Here is a 21,185-nt window from a genome sequence, read left to right as displayed (position 1 = left end):
CGCACCCCCGTTGCCTCACCCGATCACTGGCGCGACATTAAACACGGCAAACCCGGGCGGGCAAGCCGCGGCGCAGCGTGGATTGGGAAGCGCGGGGCGGCTTTAGCCGATGAATTCATTGGGAAAGTGGCGGAGCAGGAGGGATTCGAACCCTCGATACGGGGTTACCGTATACACACTTTCCAGGCGTGCGCCTTCGACCACTCGGCCACTGCTCCGCATGCCGGCTAGGGCAAGGGCGCGCCTCTAGCGGGGTTGCCCAAGCAGCGCAAGACGGCTGCAATGCTAGTGGGTGAGCTTGCGGCGCATCCGGTAGCGCCCGTGTTCGAAATGCTGGAAATACTGGTGCACGTCGGGATGCGAAACGGGCCCCGCCAGCGCATCGCCGATGAGGTTCTGCTGGCTGACGTAGGCGACGTAATCGCTTTCGTCGCTTTCGGCGAGCAGGTGGTAGAAGGGCTGGTTGCGATCCGGCCTTATGTCTTCGGGGATCGCCGAATACCATTCCTCGCTATTGGCGAAGACGGGATCGATATCGAAGATCACGCCCCTGAAATCGAACACCTTGTGCCGGACGACGTCGCCGATCGCGAAGCGGGTGCGGATACGGCGGGGCGCCTCGAGAGTGCGGCCTGCCTGCGGAGAGAAAAACAAAGTCCTGTCCATGTCTGGAGAGAATATGGGATCGATATGGCCGGGCACAAGCGCAGCACGGCTCTCGTCCCCCGATTTCGCACGCGAAAGGGCTTGGCAATGCCCGCGGCGTGGGCTAACGGGCGCGCTCGCTTCGACCGGGGCCCATGGCCCGATAAGCGCACCCGACATGCGGAGAGGTGGCAGAGTGGTCGAATGCGCCGCACTCGAAATGCGGTATACGGGCAACCGTATCGAGGGTTCGAATCCCTCCCTCTCCGCCAGTCACCATCTTCCAGAACCGAACGAACTGCTATTCGCTGGAAAGCGACAGGCCCGGAAGCGGAGCCGCTGCCCGAAGGGATCCGCCGGCGAAGGCGCGGCGATACGCTGTTCGAGTTCGACTACAACGCAGGCGAAGTCCGCTTCGAGCGATAGCGCATTGTCGCGGGACCGCGCGCCATATAGGGTCTCGATAAGCAACCGATTCTTGCGGCTTGAGGAGAGAGAACCATGACCAAGACCTATGCGAACCTGATCGACGGGGAGATGGTCACCACCTCCGACACATTCGAGGTCGTGAACCCGGCCAACGAGGAAGTCGTCGGCCTCGTCCCGTCCTGCGGGAAGGACGAACTAGACCGCGCCGTCGCCGCTGCGCGCCGCGCCTTCAAGAGCTGGCGCAAGACCAGTGCCGAAGAACGCCAGAAGGTGGTCCAGGGCATTGCCGCCGCGATCAAGGACAATGGCGATGAACTGTTCCGCCTGCTGACCACCGAACAGGGCAAGCCGCACGCGCAGGCGCAGATGGAAATCTTCGGTGCTGCCGGCCTTGCCGCCGCCCAGTCGACGCTGACGCTCGACGACGTGATCAACCAGGACGACGACACCCGCCTGTCGCGCACCCGCCGCGTGCCGGTGGGCGTGGTCGGCGGCATCGTGCCGTGGAACTTCCCGGTCATGATGGCGATCCAGAAGATCGTCCCTGCGCTGGTTTCGGGCTGCACCATCGTGCTCAAGCCCTCGCCCTTCACTCCGCTGACCACGCTGCGGATCGCGGAACTGATCAAGGATATCGTCCCCGCCGGCACGGTGAACATCATCACCGGTCCCGACGAGCTCGGCCCGCTGATCACCGAGCATCCGGACATCGACAAGATCACCTTCACCGGCTCCACCGCGACCGGCAAGAAGATCATGGAAGGCGCCAGCCGTGACCTCAAGCGCATCACGCTGGAACTGGGCGGTAACGACGCGTCCATCGTCCTGCCTGACGCCGATGTCGAGAAGGTCGCCGAACAGCTGTTCTGGTCGAGCTTCTCCAACGCCGGCCAGATCTGCGTCGCGGCCAAGCGCATCTACATCCACGAGGACATTTACGACGACCTGTCGAAAGCGATCGCAGAATATGCCAAGGGCGTGGTCGTGGGCGACGGTTCGCAGCAGGGCACCGGCGTCGGCCCGATCCAGAACAAGAAGCAGTTCGACCGCGTGTGCGAATTGATCCAGGACGCCAAGGACCAGGGCTACCAGTTCCTTACCGGCGGCGACGTCGATCCGTCGGGCACGGGTTATTACGTGCCGATCACCATCCTCGACAATCCGCCGGAGGACGCGCGTATCGTGGCCGAGGAACAGTTCGGCCCGGTCATGCCGCTGATGAAGTTCTCCAGCGTCGAGGAAGCGATCGAGCGCGCCAACAATTCCGAATACGGCCTTGCCGGTGCGGTCTGGACCAAGGATGCCGACAAGGGCGTCGAGATCGCCGAACAGCTGGAAACCGGCACGGTGTGGGTGAATGAATATCTCCACATCTCGCCGCTGGCGCCCTTCGGCGGGCACAAGCAGTCCGGCTTCGGCGCGGAATACGGCATCGATGGCCTCAAGGAATTCACCTATCCGCAGGTCATCACGGTGAAGCGCGACGCGGATATCTGATCCGCCCCCAAGCGGAACGGCGTTTCCGCTTTTGATGAAGGCGTGGTAAGAGAGCGCCTGTGGTCGCCCTTTTGGGAGGGAGAGACCTCATGCGCTATCTTGCCATTGCCATCCTGCCACTGACCCTTGTTGCCTGCACTGCCGAACCGGCAGAAGAACCGGCTGCCGAGGAAACACCGGCCGCTGCCGAAGCCCCTGAAATGACGACCGCCAACGGTACGGGGCCCGGCACCTATGACGTGACCTGGGAAGACGGGACTGCGTCCGTGATGGAAACCAGCGCCGACGGGACCTATGTCGCGACCGCTGCCGATGGTTCGCAGATTTCCGGCACCTGGGCGGTCGTGGACGGCAAGTCCTGTTTCACGCCGACGGGTGAAGACGGCCTGTGCTGGACCGAAGGCGAGCAAGGAGCGGACGGTTCCTTCACCGCCACTTCCGACGAAGGCACATCCGTCACCGTCAAGCCGCGCGCGGCAGAAGCCGCCGAATAGCCACGATTACCGGCGCCGCCGCGCCGTTCGCATGATGCGTCGCGGCGCGGCGGTCCGATCGCGTCTTGCATGAGCCGCGCGCGCGCCTAGGGTGCGCGCGATGAGCGAGAGAGCAGCCGCATGGCGCTTCGCGATCGATCGCGGGGGGACCTTTACCGATGTCGTCGCCACCACGCCCGCAGGGCGGCTGGTGACCGACAAGCTGCTGAGCGAAAACCCCGGCCATTATGCCGATGCGGCGAGCGAGGCGGTGCGCCGTCTCATGGCACGCCACGGCCCGGGCCCGATTGCCGAACTGCGCGTGGGCACCACGGTGGCGACCAATGCGCTGCTCGAGCGCAAGGGAGAGCGGTTGGCCCTGCTGATAACGCGCGGGTTCGGCGATGCGCTGCGCATCGGGACGCAGGCGCGGCCCGAGATTTTCGCGCGCCATATCGTCCTGCCCGAACAATTGCCTGCGCGCGTGGTCGAGGTGACCGAACGCGTCGCGGTGGATGGCGAAGTCCTCCAACCGCTCGACGAGGCGCAGGTCCGTGCCGATCTCGAAGAGCTGCGCACGGAAGGTTTCGATGCCCTTGCCATCGTGCTGGTGCACGGGTGGAAATATCGCGCTCACGAGACCCAAATCGCTGCGATCGCGCGCGATATGGGCTTCGCGCAGGTCAGCGTCAGCCACGAGGTCAGCCCGCTGATCAAGCTCGTCCCACGGGGCGATACGACGGTGGTGGATGCCTATCTATCGCCCGTTCTGAGGCGTTACACCGACGGGTTGCAGGCGGAACTTCCCGGGGCCGAAAGGCTGCGCTTCATGCAGTCGAACGGCGGCCTCGCCGAAGTCGGCGCCTTCCGCGGCAAGGATGCGATCCTGTCCGGTCCGGCCGGCGGCGTGGTCGGCATGGTCGCAGCCAGCGCTCCGCTCGGGTATCATCGGATTATCGGCTTCGACATGGGCGGGACCAGCACCGACGTCGCGCATTATTCGGGCGAGTTCGAGCTAACCGGCGATAGCGTCGTGGCGGGCGTGCGCGTGGCCGCGCCTATGATGCAGATACACACTGTGGCTGCAGGCGGGGGCTCGATCTGCCGTTTCGATGGCTCGCGCTTTCGCGTCGGACCTGAAAGCGCAGGCGCGGATCCGGGACCGGCCTGTTACCGCAAGGGCGGACCGCTGACGGTGACCGATTGCAACCTGTTCCTCGGCAGGCTCGATCCGGCCTTCTTTCCGAGTGTCTTCGGGCCTGCAGGTGACGAACCACTCGATCCGGAAGCAGCGCGCCGGCGGCTGGAGGAAGTGGCGGCGTTGTTGCCAGAGCCGAGGCCGCTGGAGGAAATCGCCGAAGGCTTCCTCGCCATCGCGGTCGACTCCATGGCCAATGCGATCCGCAAGATATCGGTCGCGCGCGGGCACGACGTCACCGCGTACGCGCTGGCCTGTTTCGGAGGTGCGGGCGGGCAGCACGCCTGCAAGGTGGCCGACGAACTCGGCATCGAGACCGTCCTCGTGCATCCGCTGGCCGGCATCCTGTCCGCCTATGGTATCGGCCTTGCACCCGTGAAGACGATCCGCGAAGTCAGCCTAGTGCGCGCGCTGGGCGACGATTATTCTGCCGATCTGGCCGCGCTGGAAGCCGAGGCGCGGGATGCTCTTGTCGCACAGGGTGTCGAGGACATCCGCATCGATGCGAGCGCACGGCTGCGCTTCGCGGGCAGCGATTCCATGCTGGCCGTACCTTGCGGCGAGACGCGCGAAATGGACGCGGCCTTCCGCAAGCTTCACCGCCAGCGCTTCGGCTATTCGGACGAGACTGCGCCCATTGTTGTGGAGGCGCTGAGCGTCGAAGCCAGCGGCACATCTGGCGGGCTCGGCGCGGTCGAGGCGGAGCCGCAGGAGGCAAGAGGCACTGCCAGCGGCACATGGCCGACGGTGGAACGCAGTTCGATGAAGGTTGGCGAGGAAATTGCCGGACCAGCGCTGGTCATCGATCCCGGCTCGACCACCGTGGTGGAACCCGGCTGGCACGCGCGGCTCGCCAAGGAGGGCAGCCTGGTCCTCACCCGGACCGAGGCGCTCGAACGCGACCGTGCGGCCGGAACAATTGTCGATCCTGTCCGGCTCGAAATATTCAACAACCTCTTCATGGCCATTGCCGAGGAAATGGGCGTGGTCCTCCAGTCGACCGCGACTTCGGTGAACATCAAGGAGCGGCTCGATTTCTCCTGCGCGCTGTTTGATGCGAGCGGCGCGCTGATCGCCAATGCACCGCATATCCCTGTGCACCTCGGTTCGATGGGCGACAGCATCGCCCGCGTCATCGAGGCGCGCGGCGAAGCACGCGACGGACGCGGCTTCCGGCGGGGCGATGCCTATGTCCTCAACGACCCTTATCGCGGCGGCACGCATCTGCCCGACATCACGGTCATTGTGCCGGTGTTCTATGGCGAGACTGGCGATGAACCGGATGCCTTCGTTGCGGCGCGCGGCCACCATGCGGACATTGGCGGCATCGCGCCGGGTTCCATGCCGCCCGAAAGCGCCACGATCGAGGAAGAGGGCGTCCTCATCGACAACCTCCTGATGGTGGACGAGGGCCATTTTCGCGAGGACGCCGTGCGCGAAGTCCTCGCATCGGCCCGCTATCCGGCGCGCAATCCCGACCGCAATATCTCCGATTTGCGCGCGCAACTGGCCGCCTGCACGCGGGGGAGCGAACTACTCGTCCAGTCGGCGCGCGACCAGGGCGAGGCGGTAGTCGCGGCCTACATGGGCCACGTCCTCGCAAATGCGGAGGAAAGCGTGCGGCGGCTGCTGGACCGGCTGGACGACGGCAGCTTCGCCTATCCGATGGACAACGGGGCCGAGGTCAGGGTGGCCATCCGCATCGACCGCGAAAGCCGCAGCGCCGTGTTCGACTTCACCGGGACCAGTATGCAGCTGCCCGACAATTTCAACGCGCCGCGCTCAATCACGCGTGCGGCGGCCCTTTATGTCCTGCGTACGCTGATCGACGATGCCATCCCGATGAACGACGGGTGCCTGCGGCCGGTCGAACTGGTCGTGCCCGAAGGTTCGATGCTCGACCCCGAACCGGGCGCAGCGGTCGTGGCGGGCAATGTGGAGACGAGCCAGGTCGTCACCGACGCGCTGTTCGCTGCGACCGGCAAGCTTGCGCCGTCACAGGGCACGATGAACAATTTCACCTTCGGCAACGAGCGGCACCAGTATTACGAGACTATCGCCGGCGGTTCGGGCGCAGGCCCAGATCACGAGGGGACCAGTGCGGTGCAGACCCACATGACCAATTCGCGCCTGACCGATCCCGAAATCCTGGAAACGCGCCTGCCGGTGCGGCTCGACCGCTTCGCCATCAGGCGCGGCTCGGGAGGCAGGGGCGTGCATCGCGGGGGCGACGGGGTGGAGCGGCGCGTCACATTCCTCGAACCCATGCGCGCGAACATGCTCGCCAACCGGCGAGCAATCGCGCCGCGCGGGATTTGCGGCGGCGGCGATGCGCAGCCGGGGCACAACTGGGTCGAACGCACCGATGGCAGCATCGAGGAACTGGGCGCGACCGGTCATGCCGAAATGAAGCCGGGCGACGCTTTCGTCATTCTGACGCCCGGCGGGGGCGGATACGGGGAGGAACGGGAATGAACTACTTGCCGCTGGCCGGCATCGCCATCGTGGTGGCGGGCTTTGCGCTGCGCTTCAATCCGCTGCTGGTGGTTGTCACCGCGGCGCTGGCGACCGGCGTCCTTGCAGGCCTCGACCTCGTCGCGGTGATCGAGGCGCTGGGCAAGGCATTCAACGACAACCGCTACATCTCGGTGACGTGGATCATCCTGCCGGTAATCGGCCTGCTCGAGCGCTACGGGTTGCAGCAGCGCGCCCGCGCGGTGATCGAGGGCATTCGCGGTGCGACCATGGGCAAGCTGCTGACGATCTACCTCCTGTTCCGGCAGATTACCGCAGCACTCGGCCTGACCAGTCTAGGCGGCCACCCGCAGACGGTCCGCCCGCTGGTCGCCCCGATGGCGGAAGCCGCGGCGGAGAAATCACACGGTGCACTGGCCGATGAAGATCGCGAAAAGGTCAAGGCCATGTCGGCGGCGACCGACAATGTCGGCCTATTCTTCGGCGAGGACATCTTCTTTGCGATCGCCTCCATACTGCTGATCCAAGGCGTGTTCGAAAGCTACGGCTATCCGCTTACCCCGCTGCAATTGTCGGTCTGGGCCATCCCCACGGCGATCTGCGCCTTCATCATCCACGGCTGGCGGATCCGTTCGCTCGACCGGCGTCTGGGGAGGGCAGGGGCATGATCACCTATGAATGGCTCTACATCCTGACGGGTGGTTTCTTTCTCGTCTGGTCGCTCCTGTCCGCGCGCGACGCGAAATGGGGCAATGCCGCCTTCTGGGGACTGCTTTCAGCGAGCTTCCTGTTCGGCAGCCATTTGTCCGATTTCGCGAACGGCGTGCTCGTGCTCGCGCTTGTGGGCATCGCGGGGCTCGGCCTTCTCAAGCGCAGCGACCCGGCCACGACGACGCTGGAAGAGCGGCAGGCGCATTCCGGGAGACTGGGCAACCGGCTATTCCTTCCTGCTCTGATCGTGCCCCTGACGGCCGTCGCCGGCACACTGCTCTACAATTACACGCCGCTTAGCGAGAGCGGCCTGCTGGCTGAACGTCGCGAGACGTTGATCCTCTTCAGCCTCGGCACGCTCATCGCGCTAACCGCAGCAATGCTCTGGTTGAGGCCGCCGGTCCTGGCCGCAGCGGAAGAGGGACGGCGACTGCTCGATTCGATCGGGTGGGCCGGTATCCTGCCGCAAATGCTCGCGGCCCTTGGTGCGGTATTCGCGCTGGCAGGCGTGGGCGACATTATCGGTGGCATCGCGGGCGAGATCATTCCCGACGGCAGCATTTTCCTTACCGTTGTGGTCTTCGCGCTGGGCATGGCGCTCTTCACGATGATCATGGGCAATGCCTTTGCCGCCTTCCCGGTCATGGCTGCGGCCATTGGCATCCCGCTGCTGGTCGAAGGCTATGGCGGCAATCCGGCGGTGATCGGCGCGGTCGGCATGCTGGCCGGTTTCTGCGGGACGCTGATGACGCCGATGGCGGCCAACTTCAACATCGTGCCTGCCGCCCTGCTCGAACTGAAAGACCAGAACGCCGTCATCCGCCAGCAGGTCGGCACGGCATTGCCGCTGTGGGTCTGCAATGTCGTGATCATCTATGTCGGAGCATTCCTGCTGTGGACCTGACCGAAGACATCGCCCGCCATTTCGCCCGCATCGCACTGGGCCACGTGGTGCGGCCCTATCCCTACAAGGACGACCACGTGTTCGAGGGCGATCACGATGTGCGCCCCCCGCGTGAGGCGCATCCTGTCTTTTTCGGCAGTTTCGACTGGCATAGCTGTGTCCATGGCTGGTGGACCCTGCTCACCTTGCGCCGGCTCTATCCGCACATGCCCGAAGCGGCGGAGATTGCTGCGCTGGCGGAAACGACCTTCACCGACGAAAAGCTGGCAGTCGAACTTGCCTATCTGGACCGCACCTATTCGCGTTCGTTCGAGCGGCCCTATGGCTGGGCGTGGCTGCTCTATCTCCACCACGAGGCTGTGCGGCATGGCGACAGGGACTGGGGCGCGAGGCTGGAGCCGCTTGCCCGTGCCTTTGCCAAACAATTTCGCGACTACCTGCGCACTCTGACCTACCCGATAACCGTAGGCTCGCATTACAACTCCGCCTTCGCGCTCACGCTGGCGCGCGAATGGGCACAGGAGCGCGATTCCGTGCTGGTTGCGACGATCGACGAATGGGCGCTGGCGGCATACGGCCAGCGGCGGGACTATGCGGGCTGGGAACCGGGCGGCGATGAATTCCTCTCACCCGTCCTGTCGGTCGCCATGCTGATGAGCCGCATCATGCCGCAACTCCAGTACGCGCCGTGGCTCGACGGGCTGGTCCTGTCGAACGGCTGGGTGGAGCGTGAGTGCAGGCCCGTAACGGTGTCGGACCGCAGCGACGGCAAGATCGCCCATCTCGACGGATTGAACCTCAGCCGGGCGTGGAACCTGCGCGCAGCCTCGCGCGCGCTGGGCGATCATTTCGCGCAGGAGTTACTGGAGGCAAGGGCGCAGGAGCACCTCGAGGCTGCCATGCCCCATGTCGCGGGCGATTACATGGGCGAACACTGGCTGGCGAGCTTCGCCCTACTGGCCTTGCTCGAAAAAAGCTGAGCTCAGGCGCGGCGGCGGCTGTCTGCGGCACTGCCGGGCAAACCCTTGACGAAGCCGCCCATGGCGCGCGCGACGGCTTCGGGCAGTTCGATCTCTCCGCCGAGAGTGCGGCCCGCCGAAAGGCCGATGCGAATGTCGAGCGTGCCGCCTTCGGCGACCAATCGGCCGTCCTCGCGGAACTCGCCGACCTCTTCGCGGGCAAGCTCGAAACGGACCGTTTGCCGTTCTCCGGGCGCAAGCGTGACGCGCTCGAAATCGCGCAGTTCCATCCGGCTGGGAAGGTGGCGTCCACGATAGCGGCGGACGAACAGTTGGACTGTCTCGACCCCTGAGACTTCGCCCGTGTTGCGCAGCTGGGCACTGGCGACGATGTGGTCGGTCGCCAAGTCGAGTGTTAGGTCGGTCAGCGCGAAATCGGCGTAATTGAGGCCATGTCCGAAAGGCAGCCCGCGATTATGCTCGCTCGCCGGGATGGCCACGGGCAGCTTGCCGCAAGGCGCGGCCTCTCCGGTCAGGATCTCCGCGATCGCATGGCCGCTCATCGTGCCCAGTTGGCCGGCATGAAGCACTGCCGGCAATGGGCCGCCGGACACGACCGGATCGAGCGGGAGCGTGCCGAGCGTGACGAGTACGATTCGCTCGGTGACCGTGCGCAGCGAGGACAGGAGTTGGTGCTCCGCCTCCGCCAGCCTGCCGTTCTCGCATTCGCCCAGCACCACCACGACCGTGCGCGAGCGCTTGGCGGCTTCGCAGGCCATGCCGATGGCCATGCTGTCGGCCTCGACCAGCCGACCGACGGTCCCGTTCTCACGCCGCAGGGCGAGGCCGGGCGCGAACTTGTAGGGAATGCCGAGCTGTTCCAGCCCGTCGATGACGCTGGCACCCGGGCCGCCGCGTCCTGCGACCGGAAGGGACCGGTCATTGGCGGAATTGCCGATGACGAGGATGTCACCTGAATCGACGCCGAGCGGCAGCATTGCCGGCTCATTGCGCAGTAGCACGCAGCACTTCTTGGCGAGATCCAGCGCCGCCTGGCGGTTCTGGATCGGGGTTGGGAGCGACCCCCGGCGGCGCACCGCCTCGCGTCCCAGCGGCAGGCTGAACAGGCCGAGTGCGTATTTGGCCCGCAGGACGCGGGCCGCTGCATCGTCCAGGCGCGAGAGGGGGATCTGGCGTTTTTCGACGGCCGCGACGATGGCGTCGATGGGCATGTAATCCCCGATCTCGACGTGTTCGCTGTCACGCGCGGCAGCGGCCAGCGTCTGCCATTCGGACAGCACCATGCCTTCGAAAGCTCCCGGTCCCTGCAGGAACGAGAAGGCCCGCTGCAATGCGTTGCGGTGGCGGGCGTCGGCGCCGCCAAACGAGATCGAGCCCAGGTAGCCCTGCTGCGAGACATGGGCAGCGATGCGCAGGGCGTCGGCGATTTCCTGCCGTCCTCCGGTACTCGAGGGGGCCAGGATGCGTGAGAGGTCGAGGCAGGCGAGGACGCCTTCGCGCGACGTGTCGTCCGCTGCCTGCAGACCCCTTACCCGAGCCGCGGCGATCCGCGCTGCGAGGTGGACCTGCTCTGCGGACGAAGCATGGCTGGCCCCCCTGCCGAGACGCAGATATCCCGCTGCCGGACCCAGCGCCCAGTTGATCCCGCGGGAATGGGCCTCGTCCGCAATGACCTGTTCCGCCGCGGTGATCGCGTCCATGTCGAAACTGGCGGCAGCAGCGAGCGGTGCGGGGAAGATGGTATCGACGCCGGTCGCCGTTTCGGCGGGAAAGAGCAAGGGAATGCCCAGCCGGGATTCCTCGATCGCAATCTGCTGGAAGGCTTCCGCCTGAAGTTTCGAGCCGATTCCTTCGACGGCGGTGACGCGTCCTTCGCGAATGGCACGGGCAAAGGCTTCGGTTTCCGCTCGGTCCTGGGGATCGGGCGCCTGGACTATGGCGAGCTGGCCCGCTTTTTCCTCGACCGTCATGTAAGCGAGCAGGTCGGATATCACGCGTTCGCAATCGCTGTCGGGCAGCAGATGGATCATGCGCGCGCCTCCGCCCGCCTGCCCGTGAGGGGCAGTCGCGCCGGCATCGGCCGGGAGCGGGAGCGCTTCGCCATCTGTCCCTCCGCAGGCACGGGGTGGATGCGGGGAACGGGCCCCCGCGAACGGTTCGCGGAGAATTCTGGCGGCTGGTGGTAAATTTCCCGTTAGCGCCAAGGCCTTGCCGGTCGCACGCAGGACACCTTTCGGCGACTGCGGTTTTGCTACGTTTACAGATATAAAAATATCTTTATATGTTCCCTCATGCGAACTGAGAGCATCTTCCGCGCGCTTTCCGATCCGACCCGACTGCGCATTCTGCGCATCCTCGGCTCGATGGAGCTCGCCGTGGGCGAGGTTGCGCAGATCCTGGGGCAGAGCCAGCCGCGCGTTTCGCGCCACATCGGCATCCTGTGCGATGCCGGCCTTGCCGAGCGCCGCCGCGAGGGAAGCTGGATATTCCTGCGCGCCCGCGCCGACGGGGCGTTATGCAGCGAAGTGCTCAAATTGCTGGAGGCCGCCGAACGCGCCGATGCCGAGTTTGCGGGCCTGTGCGAAGACGATCGCCGCAAGCTGGCGGAAATCCGTGCCGCGCGGCAAGAGCAGGCCGAACAGTATTTCGCTGATCATGCGCATGATTGGGACGAGCTACGCCGGCTGCATTCTTCCGACGCGGAGGTGGAGACGGCATTGCGCGGGGCGCTTGGTGACAACCGGCTTGGCAGGCTGCTCGATATCGGAACCGGCACGGGCCGCATGGCGGAACTTTTCGCGGAAGGGGCGGACCATATCGTCGCGCTCGACAAGAGCCTGGCGATGTTGCGCGTTGCCCGCGCGAAGCTCCAGCACCTGCCGACCGAGCGGGTCGAGCTGGTGCAGGGCGATTTCGCCCAGCTACCGTTTGCCCCTGCGAGTTTCGATACAGTTCTGTTCCACCAAGTGCTGCATTTCGCCCAGAATCCGGCGACCGTCCTGGCCGAGGCCGCCCGCGTGACGCGCAACGGCGGACGGGTCGCCATCGTCGACTTCGCCGCTCACCAGCGCGAGGAACTGCGCGAACGCCATGCCCATGCCCGCCTCGGCTTTTCCGACGAGCAGATGGCAGGATTGCTGACCGATGCAGGGTTCGACCCTGAAGCCCCGATTGCCCTCGCAGACGGCGAACTGGCCGTGAAGATTTGGGTCGCGCAGCGCCGCGTGGCCGCAGGAAGGAAAGCCTCGTGAGCCCCACGCTCGACCAGATGCGCGAAGCCCAGCGCGCGCTCGAAGCGCCGCTCTTCTCCGGCCTGCCCGGCGATATCGACGTCAGCTTCGAGTTCTTCCCCCCGAAGACCGAGGCGATGGCGCAAACCCTGTGGCACAGCGTCGAAACGCTTGCTCCGCTCCGTCCGCGCTTCGTGTCGGTGACCTATGGCGCGGGCGGCTCCACGCGCGAGCGGACCCATGCCGCCGTGCGCCGGATCGTCAACGAAACCGCGATGCCCGCCGCTGCCCACCTGACTTGCGTCAACGCCACGCGCGAAGAGGTCGATGCCGTGGCACGCGAATACTGGGAAGAAGGCGTGCGGCACATCGTCGCCCTGCGCGGCGATCCGCCGGAAGGCGGATCCGCCTATACGCCGCATCCCGGCGGCTATGCCAATGCGGCCGAGCTGATCGCGGGCCTCAAGAAGGTGGCCGATTTCGAAATCTCGGTCGCCGCCTATCCCGAGGTGCATCCGGATTCGCCTGATCGCCAGGCCGATCTCGACAATCTCAAGCGCAAGTTCGATGTCGGCGCGACGCGGGCCATCACCCAGTTCTTCTTCGATCCGCAGTGCTTCTTCGAATTCCGTGATCGCGCGACAGCGGCCGGGATCGAGGGCGAGATCGTCCCGGGCATCATGCCGGTGCTCAGCTTCGCTGCCGTCCAGCGCATGTCGGGCCTATGCGGCACGGCAATCCCGCACTGGATGGAGGGGCTTTTCGACGGTCTCGACGACCGCCCCGAGGCGCGCCAGCTGGTGAGCGCCACGATCGCTGCCGAACTGTGCCGCCGCCTCTATGCGGGCGGGGTGCGCCAGTTCCACTTCTACACCCTCAACCGCGCCGAGCTGAGCTATGCGATCTGCCATATGCTCGGCCTGCGCCCGAAGGCCTGACATGTCGAAGCGTGAAGAATTCGAAGCTGCCGCAGCAAATGCCATACTGATCAAGGATGGCCCTTACGGGACCGAAATCCAGCGCGCGAAGCTGGCAGCGGAAGACTATGCCGGCGACACCGGGCTGACCCATGACCAGAAGGGCAATAACGATCTCGTCAACCTGACCCAGCCGCAGGTCATCCGCGCGATCTGCGACAGCTACATCGACGCCGGCGCGCACATCCTTGCGACCAATACCTTCAATGCCAACCGGATCAGCCAAGCGGACTACTGCGCCGAAGGGCTGGTACACGACATCAACGTGTCTGCCGCCCGCATCATCCGCGAAGCCGTCGATGCGCGAGGCGACGGTGTCGCCCGCTTCGTTGCCGGAGCGGTCGGCCCGACCAACAAGACGCTGTCACTTTCTCCCGATGTCGAGGACCCGGGTTTCCGCGAAGTGACCTTTGACGAGATCGTCGACGTCTATGTCGAGCAATGCCGCGCCCTGCTGGAAGGCGGCGCGGATTTCATCCTGGTCGAAACGGTGTTCGACACGCTCAATTGCAAGGCCGCGATCATGGCGGTCAAGCAACTGGAGCGCGAACTTGGCCGCGATATTCCGCTGATGATCTCGCTCACCCTGACCGATCTGTCGGGCCGGAACCTTTCGGGTCATACGGTGGAGGCCTTCTGGTATACCGTGCGCCACGCGAAACCGCTGACAATCGGCCTCAACTGCAGTTTCGGTGCCGAACAATTGCGGCCGCACGTCCAGATCCTTTCGAGTATCGCGGACACCTATTTGATGGCCTACCCCAACGCAGGGCTTCCGAACGACCTGGGCGAATATGACGAGGTTCCTGAGACAACCGCGGCGCTGACCCGGGTCTGGGCGGAGAATGGCCGAATAAATGCGCTGGGCGGATGCTGCGGCTCCACGCCCGCACACATCGCGGCCATGGCGAAAGCGGTGAAGGGGCTGCCCCCTCGCCAGCTTCCTGAGATTTCGCCCGACATGCGCCTTGCGGGCCTCGAACCTTTCACGATTGCCGCCTGATGACCCAGAGCAACACCACTGCCCGCTTCGTCAATATCGGCGAGCGTACCAACGTCACCGGTTCGGCGGCGTTCAAGAAGCTGATCCTTGCCGACGATTACGAAAAGGCAGTCGAGGTCGCGCGCCAGCAGGTCGAGAACGGCGCGCAGGTCATCGACGTCAACATGGACGAGGGCCTGCTCGATGCCGAGCGGGCGATGACGACCTTCCTCAAGCTCATCGCCGCCGAGCCCGATATCGCCCGCGTGCCGGTGATGATCGACAGCTCCAAATGGGAGGTGATCGAAGCGGGCCTCAAGTGCGTGTCGGGCAAGCCGATCGTCAATTCGATCAGCATGAAGGAGGGCGAAGACGCTTTTCTCGAGCATGCGCGCAAGTGCATGGATTACGGCGCTGCCGTGGTCGTGATGGCCTTCGATGAAAAGGGACAGGCCGATACGAAGGGCCGCAAGGTCGAAATCTGCGCGCGCGCCTATGACTTGCTGACCGGCATCGGCTTCCCGCCCGAAGACATCATCTTCGATCCCAATATCTTCGCCGTGGCAACGGGGATCGAGGAGCATGACCGCTACGGTCTCGATTTCATCGAGGCGGTGCGCGAGATCAAGGCGCGCTGCCCCCATGCGCGGACCAGCGGCGGCCTGTCGAACCTCTCCTTCAGCTTCCGCGGCAACGAGACGGTGCGCCGGGCGATGCATTCGGTCTTCCTCTACCATGCGATCCCCGCCGGCCTCGACATGGCGATCGTCAATGCGGGCCAGCTCGACGTCTACGACCAGATCGACCCCGAGCTTCGCGAAGCGTGCGAGGACGTGATCCTGATGCGCCGTCCCGACGCGACCGAGCGCCTGATCGCGCTTGCCGAAAGTTATCGCGGCAAGAGCGCGGCCGACGAGAAGGCAGAAGAGGAATGGCGCGGCTGGCCGGTTGCCCGCCGGCTGGAGCACGCACTGGTCAAGGGCATCGATGCCCATGTCGTTGACGATACGGAAGAAGCCCGCCAGCAGTTCGACCGTCCGATCGAAGTCATCGAAGGCCCGCTGATGGACGGCATGAACGTCGTCGGCGACCTCTTCGGCAGCGGCAAGATGTTCCTGCCGCAGGTGGTGAAATCCGCCCGCGTCATGAAGAAGGCGGTCGCCCACCTCATCCCCTTCATCGAAGCGGAGAAGGAAGAAGGCGCCAAGGCCAAGGGCCGGATCGTCATGGCCACGGTGAAGGGCGACGTCCACGATATCGGCAAGAACATCGTCGGCGTGGTCCTGCAGTGCAATGGCTACGAGGTGATCGATCTTGGCGTGATGGTGCCGTGGTCGCAGATCCTGGCGGCAGCGAACGAGAACGATGCCGACATGATCGGCCTGTCGGGCCTCATCACCCCCTCGCTTGACGAGATGGTCACCGTTGCCGAGGAGATGAACCGTGCCAGCATGACCATGCCGCTGCTCATTGGCGGTGCGACCACCAGCAAGGTCCACACGGCCCTGCGCATCGATCCTGCCTATGACGGGCCGGTGATCCACGTGCTCGATGCGAGCCGCGCGGTCGGCGTGGCCAGCCGCCTGCTCTCGGACACGCAGCGCGACGAATTCGTCGATACGACTGCCGCCGAATACGAGAAGGTCCGCGACGCGCGAGCAGGCAAGGGCCAGAGCGTATTGCTGAGCCTCGAGGAAGCGCGGGCCAATTTCTACGACGCGTTCCTGTCGGACAAGGCCGCCCCGCCGCTGAAGCCGGGGCTGCACACGTTCGAGGACTGGGATCTTGCCCATCTTCGCCAGTATATCGACTGGACCCCGTTCTTCCGCGCCTGGGAATTGCACGGCACCTATCCCGCCATCCTCAAGGACGAGGTGGTGGGCGAAACGGCGCAGCAATTGTTCGCCGATGCCAATGCGATGCTCGACCGGATCATCGAGGGCAAATGGCTGACCGCACGGGGTGTTGCCGGCTTCTGGCCCTGCGCGCGCGACGGGGACGACGTGACCATCCACGATCCGGAGGGCGAAACGCATACCGTCCTGCCCTTCCTGCGCCAGCAAGTGAAGAAGAGCCGCGACCGCGCGAACATGTGCCTCGCCGATTTCATCGATCCGGCCGGTGACTGGCTTGGCGGATTTGCCGTCGGCATCCACGGTATCGAGGAGCATTCGAAGCGCTTCATCGAAGACAAGGACGATTACTCCGACATCCTGTTGAAGGCGCTGGCCGACCGTTTCGCCGAAGCCTTTGCAGAAGCGCTGCACCAGCACGTGCGCACCGACCTGTGGGGTTATGCGCCGCAGGAACAGCTCACCAACGAAGCGCTGATCAAGGAGGAATACCGCGGCATCCGTCCGGCGCCGGGCTATCCCGCCTGTCCCGACCACAGCCTGAAGCCGGTCCTGTTCGACCTGCTGGAGGCGGAAGAGCGCACCGGCATCACGCTGACCGAGAATTTCGCCATGTATCCGACGGCGGCAGTCAGCGGCTTCTACTTCGGTCATCCCGAAAGCCAGTATTTCGGCGTCGCCCGCATCGGGCGCGACCAATTGGAAGACTATGCGCGCCGCCGCGGCGTAGATATTGCGACGGCCGAGAGATGGCTGCGACCCAATCTGGACTGAGCGCGCTGCCCAAGGGGCGGTTGGTGGTGATCGGCGGCTGCGTGCTGCTGGTCGCCTATGCCCTGCTTTTGCTTTCCGTTCCCTTCGACCCGGAGCTGATGGCGCGGCTGTGGTTCCTGCCCGGCATCGGCGTCATCGGAGCGATCATCGCGAACACCTCGGGCACCGGCGGCGGCGTAGTTTTCGTGCCGGTCTTCAACGCACTGCGCGAATGGAGCGTGATGGACCTGCAGCCGCTGCAGGTGGTCGGCGTCTCCATGTGCATCCAGAGTTTCGGCATGACGATGGGCGCGCTGCGCTGGACCGATCGCCTCTATCACCAGCCCGAGCCGGAGCCGCTGCACGCGAAGGTGCTGCCCCGCGATTTCTTCACCGTCGCGCTTGCCGTCCTGGCCCTGTCGCTGCCGGCCATGCTTCTGACCCAGCGGCTGACGTCGTTCGACCAGCATGCGGTGCTGATGGGTTACAAGGGCTTTTCGATCCTGCTCGGCATTGCGCTGATCGCCTCCACATGGACGGTCAATCTCGCGCGGCCAGAGAAGGAACGGCTCGAACGCTTCGACCTGATGGTGCTGCTGCTCCTGGCGATCCCGGGCGGCGTGCTCACTGCCCTGTTCTCCGTCGGGATCGGCGAACTGGTCGCGCTCTATCTCTTCATCCGGCATTATCCGGTGCTGCTTTGCACGGGTGCCGCCTGCCTGATCTCCTCGGTCAGCGTCATTAGTGGCGCTATCTGGCATATCGATGCGGGCACCATACAGTGGGAAGTCGTGCTGCTTGCAGGGCCCGGTGCGGCACTAGGCGGCTTCCTTGCGCGCCCCATAGCCCTGTGGCTCGGCGCGCGGCGGCTGAAGACGCTGGATGGCGGATGGATCGTATTCTCGGCACTCTATCTCCTCTGGCTCAACCGCGCCTGATTGACAGGCGCGCAGGGTGCGGCAATCGTCGCCTACCATGCGGATCGCTCCTGCCATTGCCGCCCTCGTGATGCTGCCGGCCTGCGCAAGCCTGCCGGCGCAGCAACGGCCCGCGTCGGTTGCCGTGGTCTTCGATGCGGAGAGCGCGGAGCCGATTATCGTGGAGGGGCTGGCCGACCGCGACAGCGGCAGGGCGGTCCAAGCGAACGATCCGGTGCGGATTGCGAGCATTTCGAAACTGGTCATGGCGCTCGCCGCGATGAAGCTGGCGGACGAAGGCAAGTTCGATCCCTACGCCGACGTGTCACGCTATCTCGGCTGGAAATTGCGCAATCCCGCCTTTCCCGACGCACCGGTTACGGTCGCGCAGATCCTGTCCCACCGCTCCGGCCTGCGCGACGGTGCAGGCTATGTCATCCCGCTCGGCGAAAGCCTCGAGGCGAAGCTTTCCGAACCCGGCGCATGGTATGCCGAGGCCCCGCCCGGCGAAGCGCCGTTCGAATATGCCAATCTCGGCTCGCCCGTGGTGGCAACCGTGCTCGAGGCGGCGAGCGGGGAGCGCTACGACCGCCTCGTCGACCGGCTGGTCTTTGCCCCGCTCGGCATCGATGCCTGTCTCAACTGGATCGGCTGCGAGCCGGACACCATTGCGCTGGCCGTGACGCTCTATCGCAGCACGGGCGAAGTGGCGCGCGACGATGCCGCAGACCTCCCGCCCAACTGTACTTTCCCCGTCGCCGAGGGCATCCCCTGTACGCTCGACGGTTATGTGCCGGGCACCAATGCCTCGATCTTCTCGCCGCAGGGCGGGGTGAGGATCGGGATGCTCGACCTTGCACGGCTCGGCCAAGCGCTGGTCACGGTCGATGAACGCGTGGTCTCGGCGCGCCGCTGGGGCCAGATCGGCACTTCGCTGGGCCTTGTCGCCCCGAACGAAGAAGACTTCTTCTGCGCCTACGCACTGGGCTTCCAGGCAATCCAGATGCGACCCGCGCCCTGTGCCGACGCACTCGTCGGGGACGGCAAGGCCTATGTCGGCCATGCAGGAGAGGCCTATGGCCTGCGATCGGGCTTGTGGTTCGATCCGGTCGGGGGGCGCGGCATCGCCTATTTCACCTCCTCCGTGCCCGACCGCACCGCGCCCGACGAAGGCGGTTTTGCACCCGAAGAGGTCAGGCTGGTCCGCCGCGCGATGGGAAAGGCCGCGAGGGCGGGGAAATAGGCGCATTTCGGCTACCCAAGGGAATTGACCGCGCCCCGCTTATCGCGCAGGGCGTTTCCCGTCGGCCACGGGAGCGATTCTGCGGCAGGCGCGCATGGGAGAGCTGGTCCGGGGACACCCGCCAGCGCCGAAGGAGCAACCGCCCCGGAAACTCTCAGGCCTCAGGACCGTGCGCTGCCATCGACACTCTGGAAAGCGCGCTTCGTGCCAGTCGCGATGCGCCACCGAAGGGGTAAACCTGCTCATTTGCAGGCCAGTCTCTCAGGTCACCCGACAGAGGGGGCATGGGTTGTAACGGCGTCCGCTCCGGGCGCTGCCATGCTTGGCTTTGAGGACGGGTCTTGAGCGACGATAACGACGACATTGTGCAGGAAATCGAGAAGCTGCCGCTCGACGCGTGGCATCGCGGCAAGGGCGCGCGCATGGTGCCCTTTGCCGGCTATGAAATGCCGATCCAGTTCGACGGCATCGTTGCCGAACACGAATGGACACGCACGCAGGCGGGCCTGTTCGACGTGAGCCACATGGGCCAGCTCATGCTGACCGGCGAGAACGTGGCGGAAGAGCTCGAGAAGCTGCTGCCCGGCGCAATCGCCTCGCTGAAGCCGGGCAAAGTGCGCTATTCGCTGCTGATCGACGAGAACGGCGGGATCATCGACGACCTCATGGTCACCAATGCCACGCCCTGGATCGAAGCCGACGAGGAGACCGGCACCGAAGGGCACTGGGGCGATCCGGCCTATTACCTCGTCGTCAACGGTGCGACCAAATGGGACGACATCGCCCATCTGCGCGAGCACCTGCCCGACGAAATCACCCTGACCCATCTCGACGAACAGGCGCTGATCGCGCTGCAGGGTCCGAATGCCGCGACCGCGCTCAACCGCGTCATGCGCAACGTCATCGACGACATGGTCTTCATGGAAAGCGTGACGTACGACTTCGGTGAATGGCCACTGCGAATCACGCGCGCGGGCTACACCGGCGAGGACGGGTTCGAGATTTCCGTGCCCGCCGAATTCGCCGAGAGCCTGTGCGATCGCCTGTGTGCCGAAATCGAGGTTCGCCCGGTCGGCCTCGGCGCGCGCGATTCCCTGCGCCTCGAAGCGGGCCTCCCCCTTTACGGCCACGACATCACTACCGAAACCGATCCGGTATCCGCCGATCTCGTCTTCGCGCTGACCAAGAAGCGCCGCGAGGAAGGTGGCTGGATGGGCCACGAGGCCGTGATGAAGGTCTTCAACGAAGGTCCGGCGGAGAAGCGCGTCGGCCTCTCGCTTGAAGGGCGCCTGCCCGCCCGCGAAGGTGCGCTGGTGTTCGACGGCGACAAGCAGATCGGCCGCATCACCAGCGGCGGCTTCTCGCCCACGCTCTGCGCGCCCATCGCCATGGGCTATCTGGCGCAAAGCCATACCGAACCGGGAACCGAGGTCGAGATCGAGGTTCGTAACAAGAGACTGCCGGCGAAGGTCGTACCCATGCCCTTCGTCCCCCATCGCTATCACAGAGGGAACTGACACATGGCCCGTTACTTCACCGACGAACACGAATGGATCGACCTCGAAGGCGACACCGCCACGGTCGGCATTACCGATTACGCACAGGGCCAGCTCGGCGACATCGTCTTCGTCGAACTGCCGAGCGTCGGCACCATGCTCGAAAAGGGCAAGGACGCCGCCGTGGTCGAAAGCGTCAAGGCGGCGAGCGACGTCTACGCGCCGATCAGCGGCGAAGTGACCGAAGCAAATGGCGCGCTCGAAGACGATCCGGCACTGGTCAACAGCTCGCCCGAAGAGGACGGCTGGTTCTTCCGCATGACCGTCTCCGACAAGTCGCAGCTCGAAGGCCTGATGGACCAGGCTGCTTACAAGAGCTTCTGCGACGGTCTCTGATCTGACTGCCCGCAAAGGGCACTAGG

General features: G+C 65.1%; 16 protein-coding genes, 2 tRNA genes and 2 riboswitches. Of the genes, 15 read left to right on the top strand and 3 right to left on the bottom strand.

The genetic code is table 11. The annotated features are described in order from the left end of the window. Positions 1-127: 127 nt before the first annotated feature. A tRNA-Ser gene (locus GRI42_RS09290) sits at positions 128-218 on the bottom strand. Between the two features lie 67 nt (positions 219-285). Beyond that, the gene (hspQ, locus tag GRI42_RS09285) at positions 286-666 is read right to left on the bottom strand and encodes a heat shock protein HspQ (protein WP_160608228.1); all 381 of its coding nucleotides are present in this window, start codon (positions 664-666) and stop codon (positions 286-288) included. Positions 667-827: 161 nt separating this feature from the next. On the opposite strand from hspQ, the gene GRI42_RS09280 reads away from it, so the two are divergent. The 7 genes from GRI42_RS09280 to GRI42_RS09250 all read left to right on the top strand — a co-directional run bounded on the left by GRI42_RS09280 (position 828) and on the right by GRI42_RS09250 (position 9,312). Next, a tRNA-Ser gene (locus GRI42_RS09280) sits at positions 828-917 on the top strand. Positions 918-1,146: 229 nt separating this feature from the next. Next, positions 1,147-2,571, top strand: a complete 1,425-nt coding sequence (locus GRI42_RS09275; RefSeq protein WP_160608227.1) for an aldehyde dehydrogenase family protein — start codon at positions 1,147-1,149, stop codon at positions 2,569-2,571. 89 nt (positions 2,572-2,660) lie between these two features. Then, positions 2,661-3,065, top strand: coding sequence for a hypothetical protein (locus tag GRI42_RS09270; RefSeq protein ID WP_160608226.1), 405 nt, complete (start codon positions 2,661-2,663; stop codon positions 3,063-3,065). Between the two features lie 100 nt (positions 3,066-3,165). Continuing rightward, entirely contained in the window at positions 3,166-6,717 is a 3,552-nt protein-coding gene (locus GRI42_RS09265; RefSeq protein ID WP_160608225.1) for a hydantoinase B/oxoprolinase family protein, read from the top strand. After that, positions 6,714-7,385, top strand: coding sequence for a DUF969 domain-containing protein (locus GRI42_RS09260; protein WP_160608224.1), 672 nt, complete (start codon positions 6,714-6,716; stop codon positions 7,383-7,385). The genes GRI42_RS09265 and GRI42_RS09260 overlap by 4 nt, the downstream gene beginning before the upstream one ends. Next, the gene (locus GRI42_RS09255; RefSeq protein WP_160608223.1) at positions 7,382-8,332 is read left to right on the top strand and encodes a DUF979 domain-containing protein; all 951 of its coding nucleotides are present in this window, start codon (positions 7,382-7,384) and stop codon (positions 8,330-8,332) included. Before GRI42_RS09260 ends, GRI42_RS09255 begins: the two co-directional genes overlap by 4 nt. Continuing rightward, positions 8,323-9,312, top strand: coding sequence for a DUF2891 domain-containing protein (locus GRI42_RS09250; protein WP_160608222.1), 990 nt, complete (start codon positions 8,323-8,325; stop codon positions 9,310-9,312). The genes GRI42_RS09255 and GRI42_RS09250 overlap by 10 nt, the downstream gene beginning before the upstream one ends. A 2-nt stretch (positions 9,313-9,314) precedes the next feature. On the opposite strand, the gene GRI42_RS09245 is transcribed toward GRI42_RS09250, so the two are convergent. Next, positions 9,315-11,342 (bottom strand): glycoside hydrolase family 3 C-terminal domain-containing protein, encoded by a 2,028-nt coding sequence (locus tag GRI42_RS09245; RefSeq protein WP_160608221.1) that lies wholly within the window; start codon positions 11,340-11,342, stop codon positions 9,315-9,317. A gap of 261 nt (positions 11,343-11,603) precedes the next feature. On the opposite strand from GRI42_RS09245, the gene GRI42_RS09240 reads away from it, so the two are divergent. From GRI42_RS09240 to gcvH, 8 genes are all read left to right on the top strand, one after another. Further along, positions 11,604-12,563, top strand: a complete 960-nt coding sequence (locus tag GRI42_RS09240; protein WP_160608220.1) for an ArsR/SmtB family transcription factor — start codon at positions 11,604-11,606, stop codon at positions 12,561-12,563. A 17-nt stretch (positions 12,564-12,580) separates the two neighbouring features. Continuing rightward, positions 12,581-13,480 carry a methylenetetrahydrofolate reductase [NAD(P)H] gene (gene metF / locus GRI42_RS09235; protein ID WP_160609161.1) on the top strand — a complete coding sequence of 300 codons (900 nt, stop codon included), beginning with the start codon at positions 12,581-12,583 and terminating at the stop codon, positions 13,478-13,480. A 1-nt stretch (position 13,481) separates the two neighbouring features. After that, positions 13,482-14,522: a homocysteine S-methyltransferase family protein gene (locus tag GRI42_RS09230; protein ID WP_160608219.1), complete on the top strand. Its 1,041-nt coding sequence runs from the start codon at positions 13,482-13,484 to the stop codon at positions 14,520-14,522. Beyond that, complete coding sequence (metH, locus tag GRI42_RS09225) at positions 14,522-17,128, top strand: methionine synthase (protein WP_160608218.1); 2,607 nt, start codon at positions 14,522-14,524, stop codon at positions 17,126-17,128. The genes GRI42_RS09230 and metH overlap by 1 nt, the downstream gene beginning before the upstream one ends. Beyond that, positions 17,104-18,045, top strand: coding sequence for a sulfite exporter TauE/SafE family protein (locus GRI42_RS09220; RefSeq protein ID WP_160608217.1), 942 nt, complete (start codon positions 17,104-17,106; stop codon positions 18,043-18,045). Before metH ends, GRI42_RS09220 begins: the two co-directional genes overlap by 25 nt. Before the next feature lie 37 nt (positions 18,046-18,082). Then, positions 18,083-19,267: a serine hydrolase domain-containing protein gene (locus tag GRI42_RS09215; protein ID WP_160608216.1), complete on the top strand. Its 1,185-nt coding sequence runs from the start codon at positions 18,083-18,085 to the stop codon at positions 19,265-19,267. Positions 19,268-19,352: 85 nt separating this feature from the next. After that, positions 19,353-19,447, top strand: a riboswitch (glycine riboswitch). Continuing rightward, positions 19,448-19,554, top strand: a riboswitch (glycine riboswitch). It begins immediately after the preceding riboswitch. 54 nt (positions 19,555-19,608) lie between these two features. Next, positions 19,609-20,784 carry a glycine cleavage system aminomethyltransferase GcvT gene (gcvT, locus tag GRI42_RS09210; RefSeq protein ID WP_160608215.1) on the top strand — a complete coding sequence of 392 codons (1,176 nt, stop codon included), beginning with the start codon at positions 19,609-19,611 and terminating at the stop codon, positions 20,782-20,784. 3 nt (positions 20,785-20,787) lie between these two features. After that, positions 20,788-21,159, top strand: a complete 372-nt coding sequence (gene gcvH, locus GRI42_RS09205) for a glycine cleavage system protein GcvH (protein ID WP_160608214.1) — start codon at positions 20,788-20,790, stop codon at positions 21,157-21,159. The last annotated feature ends 26 nt before the right edge of the window (positions 21,160-21,185 follow it).

Source organism: Qipengyuania gaetbuli (assembly GCF_009827315.1).
GTDB classification, from domain to species: domain Bacteria; phylum Pseudomonadota; class Alphaproteobacteria; order Sphingomonadales; family Sphingomonadaceae; genus Qipengyuania; species Qipengyuania gaetbuli.
This window is presented reverse-complemented; position numbering and strand designations above follow the sequence as displayed.

Bases quoted from the DNA above. Each gene is read 5' to 3' on its own strand.
- hspQ (WP_160608228.1), bottom strand. From the start codon at position 666: ATGGACAGGACTTTGTTTTTCTCTCCGCAGGCAGGCCGCACTCTCGAG.
- GRI42_RS09275 (WP_160608227.1), top strand. From the start codon at position 1,147: ATGACCAAGACCTATGCGAACCTGATCGACGGGGAGATGGTCACCACC.
- GRI42_RS09270 (WP_160608226.1), top strand. From the start codon at position 2,661: ATGCGCTATCTTGCCATTGCCATCCTGCCACTGACCCTTGTTGCCTGC.
- GRI42_RS09265 (WP_160608225.1), top strand. From the start codon at position 3,166: ATGAGCGAGAGAGCAGCCGCATGGCGCTTCGCGATCGATCGCGGGGGG.
- GRI42_RS09260 (WP_160608224.1), top strand. From the start codon at position 6,714: ATGAACTACTTGCCGCTGGCCGGCATCGCCATCGTGGTGGCGGGCTTT.
- GRI42_RS09255 (WP_160608223.1), top strand. From the start codon at position 7,382: ATGATCACCTATGAATGGCTCTACATCCTGACGGGTGGTTTCTTTCTC.
- GRI42_RS09245 (WP_160608221.1), bottom strand. From the start codon at position 11,342: ATGATCCATCTGCTGCCCGACAGCGATTGCGAACGCGTGATATCCGAC.
- GRI42_RS09240 (WP_160608220.1), top strand. From the start codon at position 11,604: ATGCGAACTGAGAGCATCTTCCGCGCGCTTTCCGATCCGACCCGACTG.
- metF (WP_160609161.1), top strand. From the start codon at position 12,581: ATGCGCGAAGCCCAGCGCGCGCTCGAAGCGCCGCTCTTCTCCGGCCTG.
- GRI42_RS09230 (WP_160608219.1), top strand. From the start codon at position 13,482: ATGTCGAAGCGTGAAGAATTCGAAGCTGCCGCAGCAAATGCCATACTG.
- metH (WP_160608218.1), top strand. From the start codon at position 14,522: ATGACCCAGAGCAACACCACTGCCCGCTTCGTCAATATCGGCGAGCGT.
- GRI42_RS09220 (WP_160608217.1), top strand. From the start codon at position 17,104: ATGGCTGCGACCCAATCTGGACTGAGCGCGCTGCCCAAGGGGCGGTTG.
- GRI42_RS09215 (WP_160608216.1), top strand. From the start codon at position 18,083: ATGCGGATCGCTCCTGCCATTGCCGCCCTCGTGATGCTGCCGGCCTGC.
- gcvH (WP_160608214.1), top strand. From the start codon at position 20,788: ATGGCCCGTTACTTCACCGACGAACACGAATGGATCGACCTCGAAGGC.